Raw genomic sequence first — 16,719 nt, 5'->3', positions numbered from 1 at the left:
CTCACAACAATAAGTGTTTAAAGGAATAAATCCCACTTTATCGTTTCGCATAATAAAGTGTTTTGGATTTGATATTGCAGACGGATTATACGCACGGCGCAATCGCTTGGCTACACATTTATTTATTTTTAATTTGCATTATCCCCCTTGCTATGTATTATATTGCCGCTAATTCCTATAGCCATGTCTAAGGCATTATCATGTCTCTCGATTCTAATCCTCGCATCTTTACAGTCTCACGTCTTAACTCTGAAGTTCGCCTATTATTAGAAAATGAAATGGGCATTGTTTGGCTTGTTGGGGAAATCTCAAACCTTACTGTTCCCGTCTCTGGGCATTGGTATCTCACGCTTAAAGACAGCCAAGCACAAGTCAAATGTGCGATGTTCAAAGGCAATAATCGTCGGGTTACTTTTAAGCCTCAAAACGGTAAACAAGTTCTTGTTAAAGCTCGCCTTTCTTTATACGAACCCCGCGGCGACTATCAATTAATTATTGAAAGTATGCAGCCCGAAGGCGATGGCCGCCTTCAACAAGAGTTTGACCAGCTTAAAATGTCACTTGCTGCAGAGGGCCTCTTTGCACAAACGGCTAAACAGCCTTTACCAGAACAGCCAAAACGTGTCGGTATCATTACCTCGCAAACAGGCGCTGCTTTATTTGATATTTTAAACGTATTGAAACGACGTGATCCTAACCTACCCGTAGTCATTTACCCAACCATGGTTCAAGGTGCTGGTGCAGCAATTCAAATTGCACAAGCGATTGGACGTGCTAATACTCGTAATGAGTGTGATATTTTGATCGTGGGTCGAGGCGGAGGCTCATTGGAAGATCTTTGGTGCTTCAATGAAGAGATCGTGGCAAGAACCATTGCGGCAAGTGAGATCCCAATAGTGAGTGCGGTTGGGCATGAGATCGACGTAACCATTGCCGATTTTGTCGCAGATGTGCGAGCGCCAACACCTTCTGCTGCGGCTGAATTAGTAAGTCGTGATTTGTCTTCTCAACTGCAAACGGTTAGTCATCAGAAACGACGATTAAACAGTGCAATGGATCGCTATTTATCAAAACAGCAGCGTCAACTATCAACTCTTCAGCATCGTCTTGAAAAACAGCACCCACAAATGCAGTTAAACAATCAAAGCCAAAAGCTTGATGATTTGAATCAACGTTTGATGGCGTATATGCAGCAACGTTTGCAACGTCACCAATATAAGGTTGAGAACCTAACTTTACGCTTAAGTAATCTATCTCCTGCCAAAAAAGTATCTCAAGATAAATTACGAATAGAGGAACTAAAGCGCCGTTTACTCGATTCAATGGACAGAAATCTATTAATGCAGCGTCATCACTTAGCATTAGCAGCAGAGAAGCTCGATACCGTTAGTCCATTAGCGACATTACAACGCGGCTATTCCATTACTCGTAATAACAAAGGAGCGGTTGTCACTTCAACAAAACAAGTTGTGACTGGTGAAAGCATAACCACTCGTTTTGCTGATGGCGAAATTACCTCAACAATAATTAACTAGCCTGAACTTAGGCTAGTTAGATCTCATCTCTACAAAGTTAGTTTTTGCACGAGACTTAGATTTCAACTCATTGCAATCATGACAAAAATAGCTTGCTGCACCACACGCATTAAGCTTTTCCATCTCCTTATTGCAATCTGGACAATAAGCTACTTTTGTAAAATCAACCTGACAAAAATCACAATGATATCCTTCTCGCTGCCAACGCAATTCAGACTGGCATTTAGGACATTCGTTTGTTTGCATCGCTGTTTCCTTCTTAATCAATTTCAAATAAACACAGTGTCTCTGTACGCATTTAAAAGTGTGGATCTTTATGCTTATAGGGATCTGATCAGCGATCATGCCCTTTAAGAACATTTATATAACCACACCCCGAAAGCATTAGTTACATATCCTGTTTTTCAATTTTAAACGCTATAAAATATCAAAACAGTTCATTCAAAACAGAAGATCCAGCACATCAATCAGTATTAACCTTTCTATTTCAGTCGAAAACATGGAAATAATACCAAATACAGAAGAAGAGTTACATCTCATGTAATTTCGACTTTATACTCGCTTAGTAGAGCGAGTTAACATTAATAATTCTTGCTCACCTTGTGCGTTAAGCTGAACGTTAATCTCTTGATATTCTTTAAAAGAAGAGACATGCGTTCCACCACAAGGAAGCTTAGCAACACCATCTATACCAAAGTCTGCTATCCAGTAACGTGAATCAGTTAACGCTTTACCTTCACACTCAATAGAAACTTCATTTTCTAAGGCAAGCCACACACTAATCTGCTGATTCACTTGCGCTGCAATACTCTCAAGATCCGACATCATCTCTGCACTATTCAATCCTCGCTTACGTAATGTTTTACCTAAACGGTATACATCTTCGCAATGATCTTCTGTAACAAAGCTGGTTTCTTGAGCGTAGCTATTGAAATTGTAATGACCCAGTTCATCTTTTCTATCTGCATCTTTACGCCAATAATTAGCATGAAGCACTTTGTTTAATGCTAAATAAGCGATATGACCAGCACTGTGTCCGCGACTCAATGAGTCTTGGTATTCTTTATCAACCTTTAGCTCAACAGTATTTTCTACTGCTATATCGGCATCTTTAGATATTAAATGCGAAACAACAAAAACCCAGCCCTCTTCTCCACGTTTAATTGGAATATCTTTACCAATATAAAGCTCACCTGTAGACAGTTCGATTGCACCTGTTTGGCAAGTAAGTACAGGGTATTCAACATTGTTGATTTGAAGTACACCTTTGTCTTCTGGGTGATCTGGCCAAATATGGCTAACAGGATGAAACGGAGTTTCTTTAGTAACAACCCACTTTCCTTGCTCTGTTTCTTTAATAAGTTTCACAATGGAATTAGATTGCCACGTGTTATGACAAAATAAAATCTCTGTTGCTGATAGCTGAGTCATGATTTTTACCTAAAAAAAACGCCCAACAAATAGGTGGGCGTTTTATTATTGAATAATATTAATAAAGTAGCTCTAGGTTACTTCTTATTGCGGTTTTTCACAGCGCCAACTAGACGCTTACGTTGACGCTCTTGAGATAGAGTCAATTTACCACCGCGATCTTCAAATGGGTTTTCACTATTCTGGAATTGAATACGAATAGGAGTTCCCATAATTTCTAATGATTTACGGAAATAGTTCATTAAGAAACGCTTGTAAGAAGAAGGTAGTTCTTTTACTTGGTTACCGTGAATAACGATAAGCGGTGGGTTATAACCACCTGCGTGAGCGTATTTCAATTTCACACGACGACCACGAACCATTGGCGGTTGGTGATCTTCTTGAGCCATTTTCATAATACGGGTAAGAACAGACGTACCTACACGCTTAGTTGCAGACACATATGCTTCTTGTACAGATTCATATAAATGACCAACACCAGTACCATGTAGAGCTGAAATAAAGTGAAGACGAGCAAAATCAACAAAGCCAAGACGACGATCTAGCTCAGATTTCACTTTCTCTTTAACTTCATTATCAAGTCCATCCCACTTGTTCACAGCAATAACTAATGAACGACCAGCGTTCAATGCAAAGCCTAGTAAGCTTAGATCTTGATCTGAAATATTTTCACGCGCATCGATAACCAAAAGCACAACGTTAGCGTCTTCTACTGCTTTTAGAGTTTTGATTACAGAGAATTTCTCAACAGTTTCATTAATACGACCACGACGACGAACGCCTGCTGTATCGATTAATACATACTCTTGACCTTCACGTTCCATAGGAATGTAAATAGAGTCACGAGTGGTGCCAGGCATGTCATAAACAACCACACGCTCTTCACCAAGAATACGGTTAATTAGTGTTGATTTGCCTACGTTAGGACGACCAATAATTGCAAGTTTTATTGGTTGATCTTGAAGACGAGAAAAATCTCTTTCTGCATCTTCTTCAGTTAGATCTTTTTCTTCTTCTTCGAAATCTTCAAACTCAGTAAGATCAGTCATCTCACCGTTTTCATCTTTCAAAGACTCTTCAACAAGCTCTTCCATAAAAGGAGCTAGAGCAAGTTCTAAAAGTGATGTAACACCACGGCCATGTGAAGCTGCAATTTGATAAACCTTGTTCATGCCTAGCTGCCAGAATTCAGCACTTGCTGCATCTGCATCAATACCATCAATCTTATTTACTACTAAGAAGGTTGGTTTTTCACGTGAACGTAAGTGTTTTGCGATAGCTTCATCAGATGATGTTAAACCAGCACGGCCATCAACCATAAATAACACAACATCAGCTTCTTCAATCGCAGCTAATGACTGTTCTGCCATTTTAGTCTCTACACCTTCTTCTGTTCCATCAATACCACCGGTATCGATAAGAATGAATTCTTGCTCTTCTAACTTAGCACGGCCGTATTTACGATCACGAGTTAAACCAGGAAAATCAGCAACTAATGCATCCCTTGTGCGTGTAACACGGTTAAACAGCGTCGATTTACCAACATTTGGACGCCCTACCAGAGCAACAACAGGAATCATACATACCTCTTTATTTAATCATAGGCATAGCGCGAGCTAATACCAATTTGATGATGGTTTTAACGGATTTATCAAGTAGTAAAGCCATCACCAAATTGGATTATCTTTCACTATCTAAAAACAATAAAAGGCTCCAAAGCCAAAGGACTTGGAGCCAATTCACAATTATAGCAAATAAAACTTATTTAATTCGCATTTTTTTGATATCGCCTTCGCGAGTCACAATAACAAAGCTATCTTCCACCAAAATTGGGGATACTGCGATACCGTCACTGTCAATCTCTTGCTGAGACATAAACAACCCGGTATCTCTATCCAACCAATGTAGGTAGCCTTCACTATCAGCAACTACGATGTAATTATCAATAATCGTTGGCGATGTTAACTGGCGGTATTCAAGCTCTTCATTATTCCAAAGCTCGGTACCACTTCGTGCATCAACAGCGACAACATGATCTTTTTCTGTCACTAAGAAAAGTCGCTTTCCATCTGATGACATATTCATCGCTGATGAGTAATTACGCTTCCAAACAGGTTGCCCTGTACGAAGATCTAATGCGATTAACTGACCATTGTAGCCAATGGTATATAAGCGCCCACCTAAAATAAGTGGAGATGCATCAACATCAACGAGGCGATCAATTTCTGTTGCCCCTTTTGGTGTACCTACTGGTTGTTGCCATAATAGCTGACCTTTAGAGATCAAAGCAGCTGCTAAACGACCATTAGACATTCCCCAAAACACACCACCTGAGATACTCACTGGTGCACTGTCACCACGAAGGGTTAAGTTAGGCACTTCACTGTTAATTTGCCATTGTTCTACACCCGTTTCAGCATCAAAAGCAACCAATGCTCCACGACTTGTATGAATAATAACATAACCTTCATCAGCTAATGGTTTTGCAAGTACTTCACCATCCACTTTCTCACGCCATAATTCTTCACCCGTCTCTGCATCAAGAGTGATAAGCTCACCATTCTCAGAACCAATAAAGACCTTGCCGTATGTCAGTGTTAAGCCGCCAGATAATCGAGCGGTATCATCTTGCTCTAAGTCTTGCTCCCAAATTGTTTTACCATTTTCAGGATCAAGCGCTTTAACCAAACCATCTCGACTTGCAACATAAACTTTTTGATAAGCGTAAACAGGCGTTAAACGAGAAAAATAATGCCCAACGCCATCTCCAATTGAACTTGTCCATTCCGTAGTTGGTTCAAATTGATTTTGAACAACAGGAACCGGTGCCATTACGATTGTATCTTCTTCACTCGCACAGCCAAAAAGCATCGAGAAACCAAAGGTACATAATGCCGCTTTTTTTAACACCTTACGCATTCAGTTGTCCTTACTCTGCTAAATCATCCAGTTTCATTTGAACCGCTTGGTTCATACCAGCTTGCAGTGCCTCTGTATAAGCAGAGCGAGCTGTTGCTATATCACCTTGACGAAGTGCAATATCACCTTTAACTTCAGCAACACGCGCAGCCCAACTTGCAGGTTTCACTGTTTCTAGTGTTGTTAGTGCTGCATCAAATTCTTCTTGTTGTGCTTGAATACGAGCAATTCGAATTTGTGCCGTAGCAATCAAAGACTCATCTTTGCTGTTACTTGCAATCCAATTTAACTGCGTTATTGCATTATCAAGTTGGCCAGCTTCTACTTGTACCTTTGCTAGCTGAAGAGCCGCTAAAGTTGCGTATTCGCTTTTTGCATTTGCATTAATAAACGCTTGAGTTGACTCAGCGGCTTCTGCACCAGATGCTTGCAATGTCGTTAATGTTTTCTCATAAGACATTGACGCTGTATCTTTTGCTTCAATTTGCGCCGATTGGTAATATTTCCAACCTAAAATGGCACCAATGCCAACAACGCCACCAACAACGACTGCCTTGCCATTTTCTTTCCACCAACTTTTAATGGCTTCAACTTGTTGTTCTTCAGTTTCGTAGGCTTCCACGTCCTATCCTCTTAAATCAAATCAGCTAATTTTGCGAATACGTCTGTTTGAGCTAAAGTTTCTTGCTCGCCAGTTCGTAAATCTTTTACGTTAACTGTCTGCTCAGCGACTTCACTCTCACCTAAGATAAGAGCAACTGCGGCACCGGCATTATCAGCACGTTTAAATTGTTTTTTAAAGTTACCGCCACCAAAGTGGCACATTACGCGTAAGCCTGGTACTTGTTCACGTAGGGACTCAGCCAGTTTCATACCAGCCATTAATGTACCTTCGCCAGACGTCACCATGTACACATCAACTGAACGACGAACGTCAGTTAATTCTAATGTTTCCATTAGTAATACTAAACGCTCTAGACCCATAGCAAAACCAACCGCTGGCGTTGCTTTACCGCCTAGTTGTTCAACTAGACCATCATAACGACCACCGCCACATACCGTGCCTTGAGCGCCTAAACTTTCAGTAACCCACTCAAAAACAGTACGGTTATAATAATCTAATCCACGAACTAAACGTTCATTAACTTGATATTGGATACCAGCAGCGTCAAGTAGTTCACATAATCCAGAAAAATGTGCTTTTGAATCATCATCTAAGTACTCAGATAACTTAGGTGCATCACCTAAAATTGCTTGAACATCTGGGTTCTTTGTATCTAAAACACGCATTGGATTAGTGTGCATACGACGCTTACAATCTTCGTCTAATACATCTAGGTGTTGTTCTAGAAAAGCAATAAGTGCAACACGATAGTTAGCACGCGCTTCTAATGAACCAATCGAGTTTAACTCTAAGCGAACGTGTTGATCGATGCCTAATTCACGCCATAAACGCGCTGTCATCATGATCAATTCAGCATCAATATCAGGGCCGTTCAAACCAAATACTTCAACACCAACTTGGTGGAATTGACGGTAACGACCTTTTTGAGGGCGCTCGTGACGGAACATTGGGCCCATGTACCATAAACGTTGCTCTTGGTTGTACAGTAGACCATTTTCAATTCCTGCACGAACACAACCCGCAGTCCCTTCAGGACGAAGCGTTAAGCTATCACCATTACGGTCTTCAAACGTATACATCTCTTTTTCAACAACATCAGTAACTTCACCGATAGCTCGTTTAAAAAGATTCGTTTGCTCAACGATAGGCATACGAACTTCGTTATAACCGTATGCACTGATAACGCGTTTTACGCTATTTTCAACTTTGTGCCACAATGGCGATTGTGTTGGAAGGCAGTCATTCATGCCTCGAATTGCTTGGATTGCTTTAGCCACGTTCACTTCCCAATGGGTTTATTTATATCTACAATTAATCAGTCTATCTGATTAATATCAATTTGGTTTTCTTTTGATAACGTTGCTGCTTTAGCACGAATTTTTGCTTCTAATTTATCCACAATATTATCATTATCAAAACGCTCTTTCTGACGTATACCATCTTCATAGAACGCACTTTTGCGGTTACTTCCCGCAATTCCCATGTGCGAAACTTCAGCTTCACCAGGGCCATTTACAACACAACCAATAAGAGATACATCCATTGGTGTGATTAAGTCTTCTAAACGCTGCTCAAGCTCATTAACCGTTGCGATCACATCAAACTCTTGACGAGAACATGTAGGGCAAGCAATAAAGTTAATGCCGCGAGAGCGAATACGCAATGATTTTAAGATATCAAAACCAACTTTGATCTCTTCAACAGGATCTGCTGCCAAAGAAATACGTAGTGTGTCACCAATACCTTCAGATAATAGTAACCCTAAACCAACAGCTGACTTTACAGAGCCTGCGCGCGCACCACCAGCCTCAGTAATACCTAAATGCAGTGGTTGAGCGATTTGTTTTGCTAACAAGCGGTATGAATCAACTGCGAGAAATACATCTGATGCTTTAACGCTAACTTTAAACTGGTCAAAGTTCATTTTGTCCAATATATCAACATGTCGCATTGCTGACTCAAGTAACGCTTCTGCTGTTGGCTCTTTATATTTAGCTTGAATGTCTTTTTCTAATGAGCCGCCGTTAACACCAATACGAATTGGAATATTTTTATCACGAGCACAATCAACAACAGAGCGAATACGTTGCTCATTACCGATATTACCCGGATTAATACGTAAGCAATCTACGCCATACTCGGCAACTTTTAGTGCAATACGATAATCAAAATGAATATCAGCAACTAAAGGGACTGATACTTGTTGTTTAATTAGCTTAAACGCCTCAGCAGCATCCATTGTGGGTACTGAAACACGAACAATGTCGGCACCGACTTTCTCAAGTGCTTTAATTTGAGCAACTGTCGCAGCAACATCAGTCGTTAACGTGTTTGTCATTGACTGAACTGCGATCGGAGCGCCATCTCCAATAGGAACATTACCCACATAAATGCGAGTAGATTGACGGCGTTTAATTGGGGATTCTGTATGCATGGAATCAACTCATTATTGAGGTAGGGTTAATCGTGCAACTTTACCGGCAGGATATGCAGATAAATCAACAGGTTTACCTTTATAAGTTAATGTTACGGCACTTGGAGCACCAATAACTAGTTTATAAGGCGCTTTACCTGTCAGTTTTAGTGTTTGATTTGCTTTTTTCACGCCTGAGTATAGACGGTTATTTGCTGCGTCCTGAACTTGTAGCCAACAATCATTATTAAAGGTCATTAGTACATCTTCAGCAATTGCTACTGGCTCTACTACTGCGACTTTTTCTTCAGCTTTTGTTTCTGAAGTTGCATCTACTGCTTCATTGGTACTTACGTCTTCTGCAATAGGTGCTTCAAGTTCTTCAGAAGCTGTTTCTAATTCTGAAAGTTTAGTATCAACCTCAAGAGCATTCGTCTCATTAAGCACTGAATGTTCATCTGTAGCGCCATCTTCACCAGTCGTGCTTTCTGTCACTTGAGTTGGTGCTTCAGATGTCACTTCTGTAATTAATTCTGCGTCTTGTTTGCTCTCTAATTGAGCTTGCTCTTGCCACCACCACAAAACAGACATACTAAGAATTAACGCAAAAATAACCCATGTCAGTTTCATTATGCGGTTATCGTGTTTTTCTCTTTTCGTTTTACGAGAAAAACTCTGCATATCATGCTCTTCTATCAATGCTTTACCTAATTGGTCTAAAGCATTTAATACTTTGATTTCAGGCACATTGACAATTTTGGCATAAGAACGATAGTAGCCACGAGTAAACGTCGCTAATTTACCCATATCAAATTGATCAGCTTCAATTTGCTGTAAAACTTCAACGCGTAAACGTAAGCGTGATGAGATATCTTCAAGTGATAACCCTTGCTCCTCACGCGCTTCTTTAAGTAACAAGCCTGGAGCTACCAATGTTTCTACTTTTTCTTCAATATGTTCAATCGTCATAATTTATATAATTCTGATATTCTGTTGAGTCTGGATACTCTTTCCCGAGAATATTTACGTATTTTTTAACCAAATGCGTATTGCCTGCTTTTTTTTCTAATTCTATGAGTAAGCTTAGGCTAACGGGTTTGTATCCATACTTCTTAGTAAATTTAAACAGCGCAATTCTCGGTTCTGAATAGTTACCTTCATCAATATTCAATTTAGCCAATTGAAGGGTGGAACGAACTCGATTCGGATCATGAGCCAGTGAGCGCTCAAAATACGTTTTTGCTGTCACTTTATCCCCACTACTTAATGCGCACATGGCTGCATTTTCATAACTTGCCGAAACAAGGTAGTAGTAAGGTTGGTCTATTGCTTGAGCAAACTTCTGTTGAGCTTCCTCATAACGGCCATTTTTACAAAGAAAAACGCCGTAGTTATTTAATACATTACCATTTTTTGATGAAGAACGTAATGCTCGTTTGTAAGCCTTTTCAGCTAATGCATCTTCATCTACTTGTTGGTAATAATAAGCGAGGGAAGTTTGAGAGCGGTAATAGTCGGGAGCGTATTGTACAGCCAGTTCCAAATTTTCACGGGCTTTGATCATGTTGCCCGCATTTAAATAGCTTAATCCAAGGGTAATTCGAGCCTCAGCAGCTCGAATTATCTCTTCTTGGGTCATGTCATCGGCTTCATTTACCGTGACACAACCAGCACTGATTAACACTCCAATTGTTAATAGTGCCGCACTCCATTTTCTCATACTGCCTTCCCTTGCTGTTATACATCAAGGTTAAACAGTTTTAACAGGGATAGCCTCACCTTGCTGTTTAACTTGAGTACGTTTAGTTCTATCGATTACATCACCCACTAATTGACCACAAGCAGCATCAATATCATCGCCACGAGTTTTACGAACGGTTACCGTAAAATCGTATTCCATTAGTGTCTTCATGAATCGATCGATACGTGAATTACTTGGTTTTTTGTATGGTGACCCAGGATATGGGTTAAATGGAATCAAATTAATCTTTGCAGGGGTATCTTTTAGTAATTCTGCGAGTTGTCTTGCATGATTCATATCATCATTAACATGATCTAAAAGGACATACTCTACCGTTACACGACCACGGTTAGCATTTGATGATGCAATGTATTCGCGAACGCACGATAAAAATGCATCAATATTCCAACGATCATTGATTGGCATGATTTCGCTACGTAGTTCATCCGTTGGCGCATGAAGAGAGATCGCTAATGCTACATCGATTTTCCCAATCATTTGCTCTAAGCCAGATACAACACCTGAGGTCGATACCGTTACACGACGCTTAGATAAACCAAAACCTAGATCATCAAGCATAATTTCTAATGATGGAATTAAGTTTTTCATATTAAGCAGCGGTTCGCCCATGCCCATCATTACAATATTTGTAATTGGACGACGACCCGTTTCTTTTTCTAAACCAATTTCACGAGCTGCACGCCAAATTTGGCCTACAATTTCAGACACTTTAAGGTTACGGTTAAAGCCTTGTTGAGCAGTTGAACAGAATTTACATTCCAATGCACAACCTACTTGAGAAGATACGCATAATGTAGCACGGTCACCATCAGGGATATAAACCGTTTCAACATCTTGATCGCCTACTTTCATCGCCCATTTGATGGTGCCATCAACCGAATGCTGAGCTTCTGAAACATAAGGGGCGCGGATCTCACACTTGTGCTTTAGTTTTTCACGAAGTTTTTTGTTGATGTTGTTCATTTGATCGAAGTCATCACAACCAAAGTGATACATCCACTTCATGATTTGATCGGCTCTGAATGCTTTCTCTCCTAATTCCTCAGAAAAAAATGCTCGAAGTCCTTTACGATCAAAGTCCAGTAGATTGATTTTAGCTGTAGTCATGTTGCCTCTCTGATAAATAACATCACCGCGAATATCGGGCGCAGAATTGTACAAGTTTTGAGAGAATATTACTAGAGGGTCGAGGTTTAAAGCGGGTGTATGATTAATCTGTTATAGAAAAGAAAAATTTACTGTATTGACTATATTATTTTAAATACCAGACTAACAGCAAGCTCCTCTGAAACCTTCAAGGGAGCTTGCGACCGATCTGAATCCTTAGTCCTTTACTCTGCTGGACGTGGACAGATTTCATCTTCAGCAAAGAAGTAAGCAATCTCGCGTGCTGCAGATTCAGGACTGTCTGCACCATGAACTGAGTTATGACGCATGCTGATTGCATAATCGGCACGCAATGAGCCACAGGCAGCGTCTTCTGGGTTAGTCTTACCCATTAGCTCACGGTAGCGAGCCACCGCATTTTCCCCTTCTAATACCTGTACCATTACTGGGCCAGACATCATGTAAGCGACTAGATCATTAAAAAACTCTTTACCTTCATGCTCTGCATAAAAGCCTTCTGCTTGTTCTTTAGTTAAACGAAGCATTTTAGCAGCAACGATTTGCATACCTGTTTTTTCAATACGACGGTAAATAGCACCAATTAAGTTACGCTTAACGGCATCCGGTTTTACAATTGAAAAAGTACGTTCTATTGTCATTCTACTTTCCTTTAGGTTTCTTTTACTTCTTATATTAATTACTTAGTTAATATATTAGCAAGTGTTCTAACACCAACGCCTGTTGCCCCTGCTGACCATTTATCTGATGGCGCGGTACGATACGTTGCCGAACAGTCCATATGCATCCATCCCTTCTGATAATCTTCAACAAAGTAAGATAAGAAGCCGGCTGCTGTACTTGCTCCTGGAGAATATGCTCCTGAGCCAATATTAGCTAAATCTGCAAAGTTTGACGGTAACATAGTACGGTGAAATTCCATTAACGGTAAACGCCATAGTCCTTCATTTTCTTCTTGAGCTGACGTTAATGCTTTTTGGCTCAACTCATCATCAAAGCTTAATAAAGAATGGAAGTCATTACCCACCGCCATTTTTGCTGCACCTGTTAATGTTGCACAGTCAATAATAAGTTCTGGGTTTTGTGCTGAGGCAAACTGAAGACCATCAGCTAATACTAAGCGACCTTCTGCATCAGTATTTAAGATCTCTACTGTTTTACCATTTTTATAGGTAATGATATCGCCTAGCTTTAATGCTCGGCCTGAAATCATATTTTCAGCACAGCATAAAATCAATTTAACGCGCTTATCTAAACCACGAAGAATCGACATTGCAAGACCAGCTGTTGCTAGCGCAGAGCCTCCCATGTCGGCTTTCATTGACGCCATGCCGCCAGAAGGTTTAATGCTGTAACCACCAGAGTCAAAGGTAATACCCTTACCTACAAGACACGCAAAAACAGGAGCATCAGCATCGCCAGTTGGGTTGTAATCTAGCTGCAGCATCGCTGAAGTACGCTCAGAACCACGACCTACCGCGTAAATACCTGTCCAACCTTCCGTTAGTAAATCTTTATCTTTAATTATTTTAGCCGTTACTGTTCCGGCTGGTGCAACTGATTTAATAAACTCAGCAGCCATTGTGGTAAGTTGACGAGGAGCGACTTCTTCCGCCGTCTTATTAATAAGTTCACGAGTCCAGTTAGTTGTTAATATGCGATCATTCAGCTCTTTTTCATCCACCTCAACAAGTGCGGCCCAAGTAACGTCATTATTGCTTTTTGAATCACGAAAACCCTGAACAAAAGACCAAATAGACTCTAAATCCCACTCTGGACCTTGCAGCTCAACAGCAACAAGACCTTGAGTTGCTAGCTTTCGAGCAGCACGCTGAATTGCGCTATAAACATCACTATCAGTACAGTGGATCACTGCGCCCTCTGCAGTAAACGAAAGCGGTGCATTTTCACCCCAATGAGCAAGTGCAGCGATTGATGAAAGTTGTACCGTCATCTTTTGTGACATGATGAATCTCCTTTAAGCACGCAATAACTCCATACAATCAGTAGGTGAGTTCTATTGATTACTTATATTGCGCTAATACTATGGGTATACTCGAACAAAATGTTCTTTTTATCTAATTTGCCTACTTTATACAGGCGATACAAGGCATTTCACTAAAATCTAAGAGATCGATCCAACCACTCGATGGGAATTTAAACCTTATTAATGAAATACCGATGTAACTTCGAATAACTTATACCATTCTGGATAAGTAGTTGTTCAGATAATTGCGCAGGAAAAATCGATTAGAGCAAGGCATAAATTACAGTAACTAGTGGATCTAATTACACCTAATTTTTGCAATAGAAAGGTATAACGCTGATATAATCGATTTTAACAAGCAAGAATGATCAAATACTTATGTAGATTGGTATTAATCCCACTCATCCATCCAGCACAGGATAATCGCTTCCAATACCTTTTCACCTGAATGCTTAGGGTCGTCATCGAAGTCTTCCAAATCCAATACCCACTGGCACAAATCAGTAAATCGCACGGTTTTGGGATCAGTATCAGGGTACTTCTCTGATAACTCAATTGCGATGTCTCTTGAATCTATCCATTTTAAACTCATCATAAACTCCTTTTTTATGCGGCTATAAGCAATAAAAAGGGCAAGTTTGAGGAGGTAATTACTTACATCTCAACACTTGCCCTCTTAATCTATTTTAGAATCGAAAGATTAATGATCTTCTGATGCTAAGTTTAGTGTGTATTTTGGAATTTCTACCACTAAGTCTTGCTTAGCCATTCTTGCTTGGCAACCAAGACGAGACTCTGGCTCTAGACCCCACGCTTTATCCAGCATGTCATCTTCAAGCTCATCACTCTCTTCAAGTGAATCAAACCCTTCACGAATCACAACATGGCACGTTGTACATGCACATGACTTTTCACATGCGTGCTCAATAGCGATGCCATTTTTAAGAGCAACGTCTAAAACCGTTTCCCCTTCATTTGCTTCAAGTACCGCCCCTTCTGGACATAACTCATCGTGTGGTAGAACAATAATCTTTGGCATTTCTATACCTCATCAATAGATTGACCGGCCAATGCAGCGCGAATAGAGGCATCCATTCGGCGCGCGGCAAACTCTTGGCTTGCTGCATCAGCTTGTTTTATTCCATCTTCAATTGCTTGCGTATCTGTACCTTGACGTACGACGATTAACGCCTCAATTGCTTTTAAAATTTCTGTTTGTTCTTCTTTTGATAACAATGCATCACCATCACTATTCAAAGCAACAACCAACCCTTCAATAACACGATCGGCTTCTACCTGTTGCTCTGCTAATGCTCTCGCTTGCATATCTTCTTTAGCGAATGTCATCGAGTCTTTCAACATATTTGCGACTTCATCATCGCTTAAGCCATAAGAAGGTTTAACTTGGATATGAGATTGAACGCCAGTGCTTTTTTCCATTGCTGTAACAGATAAAAGCCCATCAGCATCAACTTGATAAGTCACTCGAATATGTGCAGCACCCGCAGTCATCGGCGGAATACCTTTTAATGAGAAGCGAGCAAGTGAGCGACCATCTTCTACCATTTCACGTTCACCTTGAACAACGTGAACCATCATGCCTGTTTGACCATCTTTAAAAGTGGTGAACTCTTGCGCTTTCGCGACAGGGATCGTGGTATTACGTGGAATGATTTTTTCAACCAAGCCACCCATGGTTTCAATCCCTAAAGACAGCGGAATAACATCAAGCAATAACATCTCAGCATCTGGTTTATTACCCACTAAAATATCCGCTTGAATAGCTGCACCAATAGCAACCACTTGATCAGGGTCGATACTGGTTAACGGGGTTTTATTGAAGTACTCACCAATAGATGTACGTACAAATGGAGTGCGAGTTGAACCACCAACCATTACTACTTCCATTACTTCTTCAGTGCTAATATCAGCGTCTTTTAATGCACGACGACACGCCATTAGTGTTTTCTTAACTAAAGGTTGAATCAATTGGTTAAATTCAGAAACAGCAATTGTACCTGACCATTCTTTAAAAGAAATACTCACAGACTCACTATCAGAGAGAGCGACTTTAGTTTCCGTTGCTAACGTTAGCAACTCACGCTGTTCCTGCTTAGAAAGAGGTGTGTTGATCCCTGCTTGGTCTTTAATCCAATTCGCAATAGCATGATCAAAATCATCACCACCAAGTGCAGAATCACCACCGGTTGCTAATACTTCAAATACGCCTTTAGACAAGCGCAAGATTGAAATATCGAACGTACCGCCACCCAGATCATAAACAGCAATAACACCTTCTTGGCCTGAATCTAAACCATATGCAATTGCTGCAGCTGTTGGTTCATTTAATAGACGAAGAACATTTAAACCAGCTAATGTCGCTGCATCTTTAGTACCCGCACGTTGCGCATCATCAAAGTAAGCAGGAACAGTAATAACCACACCTTCCAACTCATCACCTAATGTCTCTTTTGCTCGACGAGAAAGAGACTTTAAGATCTCTGCAGAAACTTGAACAGGGTTAACCTCACCTTGAGCAGTTTGAATAACGGGTAAACCATTTTCACTTTCAGTAAATTGATAAGGTAAATCAGGGTAGCGAGCTTGAATATCTTTTAATGAACGGCCCATCAGTCGTTTTACTGAAATAATGGTATTTTGAGGATCAGAAGCAGCTGATGAATACGCATTTGCACCAACACAAATCTTATTGTCTTGATACTGTACAACCGATGGCAGGATAACATTACCTTTCAAATCTGGTAATGTCTTCGCTTCACCACTTCGAACTGAAGCAACCAGAGAATTAGTCGTACCTAAATCAATACCCACCGCCAATTTATGTTGGTGTGGTGCAGCACTTTGTCCTGGTTCAGCAATTTGTAGTAACATGAAAATATCCTTCGTCTATTTCAATTAACC

General features: G+C 40.4%; 16 protein-coding genes. 1 reads left to right on the top strand and 15 read right to left on the bottom strand.

Annotated features, from left to right (window positions below; all coding sequences use genetic code 11):
* Positions 1 to 200: 200 nt before the first annotated feature.
* On the top strand, positions 201 to 1,535 hold the full coding sequence (gene xseA, locus PVK70_RS07590; protein WP_130047248.1) for an exodeoxyribonuclease VII large subunit: 1,335 nt from the start codon (positions 201 to 203) through the stop codon (positions 1,533 to 1,535).
* Between the two features lie 12 nt (positions 1,536 to 1,547).
* Here xseA and PVK70_RS07585 read toward each other — a convergent pair whose 3' ends face one another.
* The 15 genes from PVK70_RS07585 to hscA form a co-directional block, all read right to left on the bottom strand.
* The gene (locus PVK70_RS07585) at positions 1,548 to 1,781 is read right to left on the bottom strand and encodes a zinc ribbon domain-containing protein (RefSeq protein ID WP_130047249.1); all 234 of its coding nucleotides are present in this window, start codon (positions 1,779 to 1,781) and stop codon (positions 1,548 to 1,550) included.
* Positions 1,782 to 2,087: 306 nt separating this feature from the next.
* On the bottom strand, positions 2,088 to 2,966 hold the full coding sequence (locus tag PVK70_RS07580) for an alanyl-tRNA editing protein (RefSeq protein ID WP_130047250.1): 879 nt from the start codon (positions 2,964 to 2,966) through the stop codon (positions 2,088 to 2,090).
* Between the two features lie 77 nt (positions 2,967 to 3,043).
* Positions 3,044 to 4,546, bottom strand: coding sequence for a ribosome biogenesis GTPase Der (gene der / locus PVK70_RS07575; RefSeq protein WP_130047251.1), 1,503 nt, complete (start codon positions 4,544 to 4,546; stop codon positions 3,044 to 3,046).
* A 181-nt stretch (positions 4,547 to 4,727) separates the two neighbouring features.
* Positions 4,728 to 5,885, bottom strand: coding sequence for an outer membrane protein assembly factor BamB (bamB, locus tag PVK70_RS07570; protein ID WP_130047252.1), 1,158 nt, complete (start codon positions 5,883 to 5,885; stop codon positions 4,728 to 4,730).
* Positions 5,886 to 5,895: 10 nt separating this feature from the next.
* Positions 5,896 to 6,507: a YfgM family protein gene (locus tag PVK70_RS07565; protein WP_130047253.1), complete on the bottom strand. Its 612-nt coding sequence runs from the start codon at positions 6,505 to 6,507 to the stop codon at positions 5,896 to 5,898.
* Between the two features lie 11 nt (positions 6,508 to 6,518).
* Complete coding sequence (hisS, locus tag PVK70_RS07560) at positions 6,519 to 7,787, bottom strand: histidine--tRNA ligase (RefSeq protein ID WP_130047254.1); 1,269 nt, start codon at positions 7,785 to 7,787, stop codon at positions 6,519 to 6,521.
* A gap of 38 nt (positions 7,788 to 7,825) precedes the next feature.
* Positions 7,826 to 8,944, bottom strand: coding sequence for a flavodoxin-dependent (E)-4-hydroxy-3-methylbut-2-enyl-diphosphate synthase (gene ispG / locus PVK70_RS07555; RefSeq protein WP_130044651.1), 1,119 nt, complete (start codon positions 8,942 to 8,944; stop codon positions 7,826 to 7,828).
* Positions 8,945 to 8,956: 12 nt separating this feature from the next.
* A complete protein-coding gene (gene rodZ / locus PVK70_RS07550; RefSeq protein ID WP_130047255.1) occupies positions 8,957 to 9,892 on the bottom strand; it encodes a cytoskeleton protein RodZ in 936 nt (311 codons plus the stop codon).
* Positions 9,882 to 10,643: a type IV pilus biogenesis/stability protein PilW gene (gene pilW, locus PVK70_RS07545; RefSeq protein WP_130047256.1), complete on the bottom strand. Its 762-nt coding sequence runs from the start codon at positions 10,641 to 10,643 to the stop codon at positions 9,882 to 9,884. Before pilW ends, rodZ begins: the two co-directional genes overlap by 11 nt.
* A gap of 30 nt (positions 10,644 to 10,673) precedes the next feature.
* The gene (locus PVK70_RS07540) at positions 10,674 to 11,792 is read right to left on the bottom strand and encodes a bifunctional tRNA (adenosine(37)-C2)-methyltransferase TrmG/ribosomal RNA large subunit methyltransferase RlmN (RefSeq protein WP_060993652.1); all 1,119 of its coding nucleotides are present in this window, start codon (positions 11,790 to 11,792) and stop codon (positions 10,674 to 10,676) included.
* 224 nt (positions 11,793 to 12,016) lie between these two features.
* A complete protein-coding gene (ndk, locus tag PVK70_RS07535) occupies positions 12,017 to 12,451 on the bottom strand; it encodes a nucleoside-diphosphate kinase (RefSeq protein ID WP_130044648.1) in 435 nt (144 codons plus the stop codon).
* Positions 12,452 to 12,489: 38 nt separating this feature from the next.
* Positions 12,490 to 13,776 carry an aminopeptidase PepB gene (pepB, locus tag PVK70_RS07530; protein WP_130047257.1) on the bottom strand — a complete coding sequence of 429 codons (1,287 nt, stop codon included), beginning with the start codon at positions 13,774 to 13,776 and terminating at the stop codon, positions 12,490 to 12,492.
* A 412-nt stretch (positions 13,777 to 14,188) separates the two neighbouring features.
* On the bottom strand, positions 14,189 to 14,389 hold the full coding sequence (gene iscX / locus PVK70_RS07525; RefSeq protein ID WP_130046425.1) for a Fe-S cluster assembly protein IscX: 201 nt from the start codon (positions 14,387 to 14,389) through the stop codon (positions 14,189 to 14,191).
* A 108-nt stretch (positions 14,390 to 14,497) separates the two neighbouring features.
* Positions 14,498 to 14,836, bottom strand: a complete 339-nt coding sequence (fdx, locus tag PVK70_RS07520) for an ISC system 2Fe-2S type ferredoxin (protein ID WP_130046423.1) — start codon at positions 14,834 to 14,836, stop codon at positions 14,498 to 14,500.
* Between the two features lie 2 nt (positions 14,837 to 14,838).
* Positions 14,839 to 16,689 carry a Fe-S protein assembly chaperone HscA gene (hscA, locus tag PVK70_RS07515; protein ID WP_130046422.1) on the bottom strand — a complete coding sequence of 617 codons (1,851 nt, stop codon included), beginning with the start codon at positions 16,687 to 16,689 and terminating at the stop codon, positions 14,839 to 14,841.
* Between the last annotated feature and the right edge of the window lie 30 nt (positions 16,690 to 16,719).

The sequence above is a fragment of the Aliivibrio sp. A6 genome (assembly GCF_028765505.1).
Taxonomy (GTDB): Bacteria; Pseudomonadota; Gammaproteobacteria; order Enterobacterales; family Vibrionaceae; genus Aliivibrio; species Aliivibrio finisterrensis_A.
The sequence above is the reverse complement of the archived record's forward strand: the minus strand, read 5'-3'. Positions and strand labels throughout refer to the sequence as shown.

Excerpts from the sequence above, each read along its gene's own strand:
- xseA (WP_130047248.1), top strand. The coding sequence starts at position 201 with ATGTCTCTCGATTCTAATCCTCGCATCTTTACAGTCTCACGTCTTAAC.
- PVK70_RS07585 (WP_130047249.1), bottom strand. The coding sequence starts at position 1,781 with ATGCAAACAAACGAATGTCCTAAATGCCAGTCTGAATTGCGTTGGCAG.
- PVK70_RS07580 (WP_130047250.1), bottom strand. The coding sequence starts at position 2,966 with ATGACTCAGCTATCAGCAACAGAGATTTTATTTTGTCATAACACGTGG.
- der (WP_130047251.1), bottom strand. The coding sequence starts at position 4,546 with ATGATTCCTGTTGTTGCTCTGGTAGGGCGTCCAAATGTTGGTAAATCG.
- bamB (WP_130047252.1), bottom strand. The coding sequence starts at position 5,885 with ATGCGTAAGGTGTTAAAAAAAGCGGCATTATGTACCTTTGGTTTCTCG.
- ispG (WP_130044651.1), bottom strand. The coding sequence starts at position 8,944 with ATGCATACAGAATCCCCAATTAAACGCCGTCAATCTACTCGCATTTAT.
- rodZ (WP_130047255.1), bottom strand. The coding sequence starts at position 9,892 with ATGACGATTGAACATATTGAAGAAAAAGTAGAAACATTGGTAGCTCCA.
- pilW (WP_130047256.1), bottom strand. The coding sequence starts at position 10,643 with ATGAGAAAATGGAGTGCGGCACTATTAACAATTGGAGTGTTAATCAGT.
- PVK70_RS07540 (WP_060993652.1), bottom strand. The coding sequence starts at position 11,792 with ATGACTACAGCTAAAATCAATCTACTGGACTTTGATCGTAAAGGACTT.
- ndk (WP_130044648.1), bottom strand. The coding sequence starts at position 12,451 with ATGACAATAGAACGTACTTTTTCAATTGTAAAACCGGATGCCGTTAAG.
- pepB (WP_130047257.1), bottom strand. The coding sequence starts at position 13,776 with ATGTCACAAAAGATGACGGTACAACTTTCATCAATCGCTGCACTTGCT.
- iscX (WP_130046425.1), bottom strand. The coding sequence starts at position 14,389 with ATGAGTTTAAAATGGATAGATTCAAGAGACATCGCAATTGAGTTATCA.
- fdx (WP_130046423.1), bottom strand. The coding sequence starts at position 14,836 with ATGCCAAAGATTATTGTTCTACCACACGATGAGTTATGTCCAGAAGGG.
- hscA (WP_130046422.1), bottom strand. The coding sequence starts at position 16,689 with ATGTTACTACAAATTGCTGAACCAGGACAAAGTGCTGCACCACACCAA.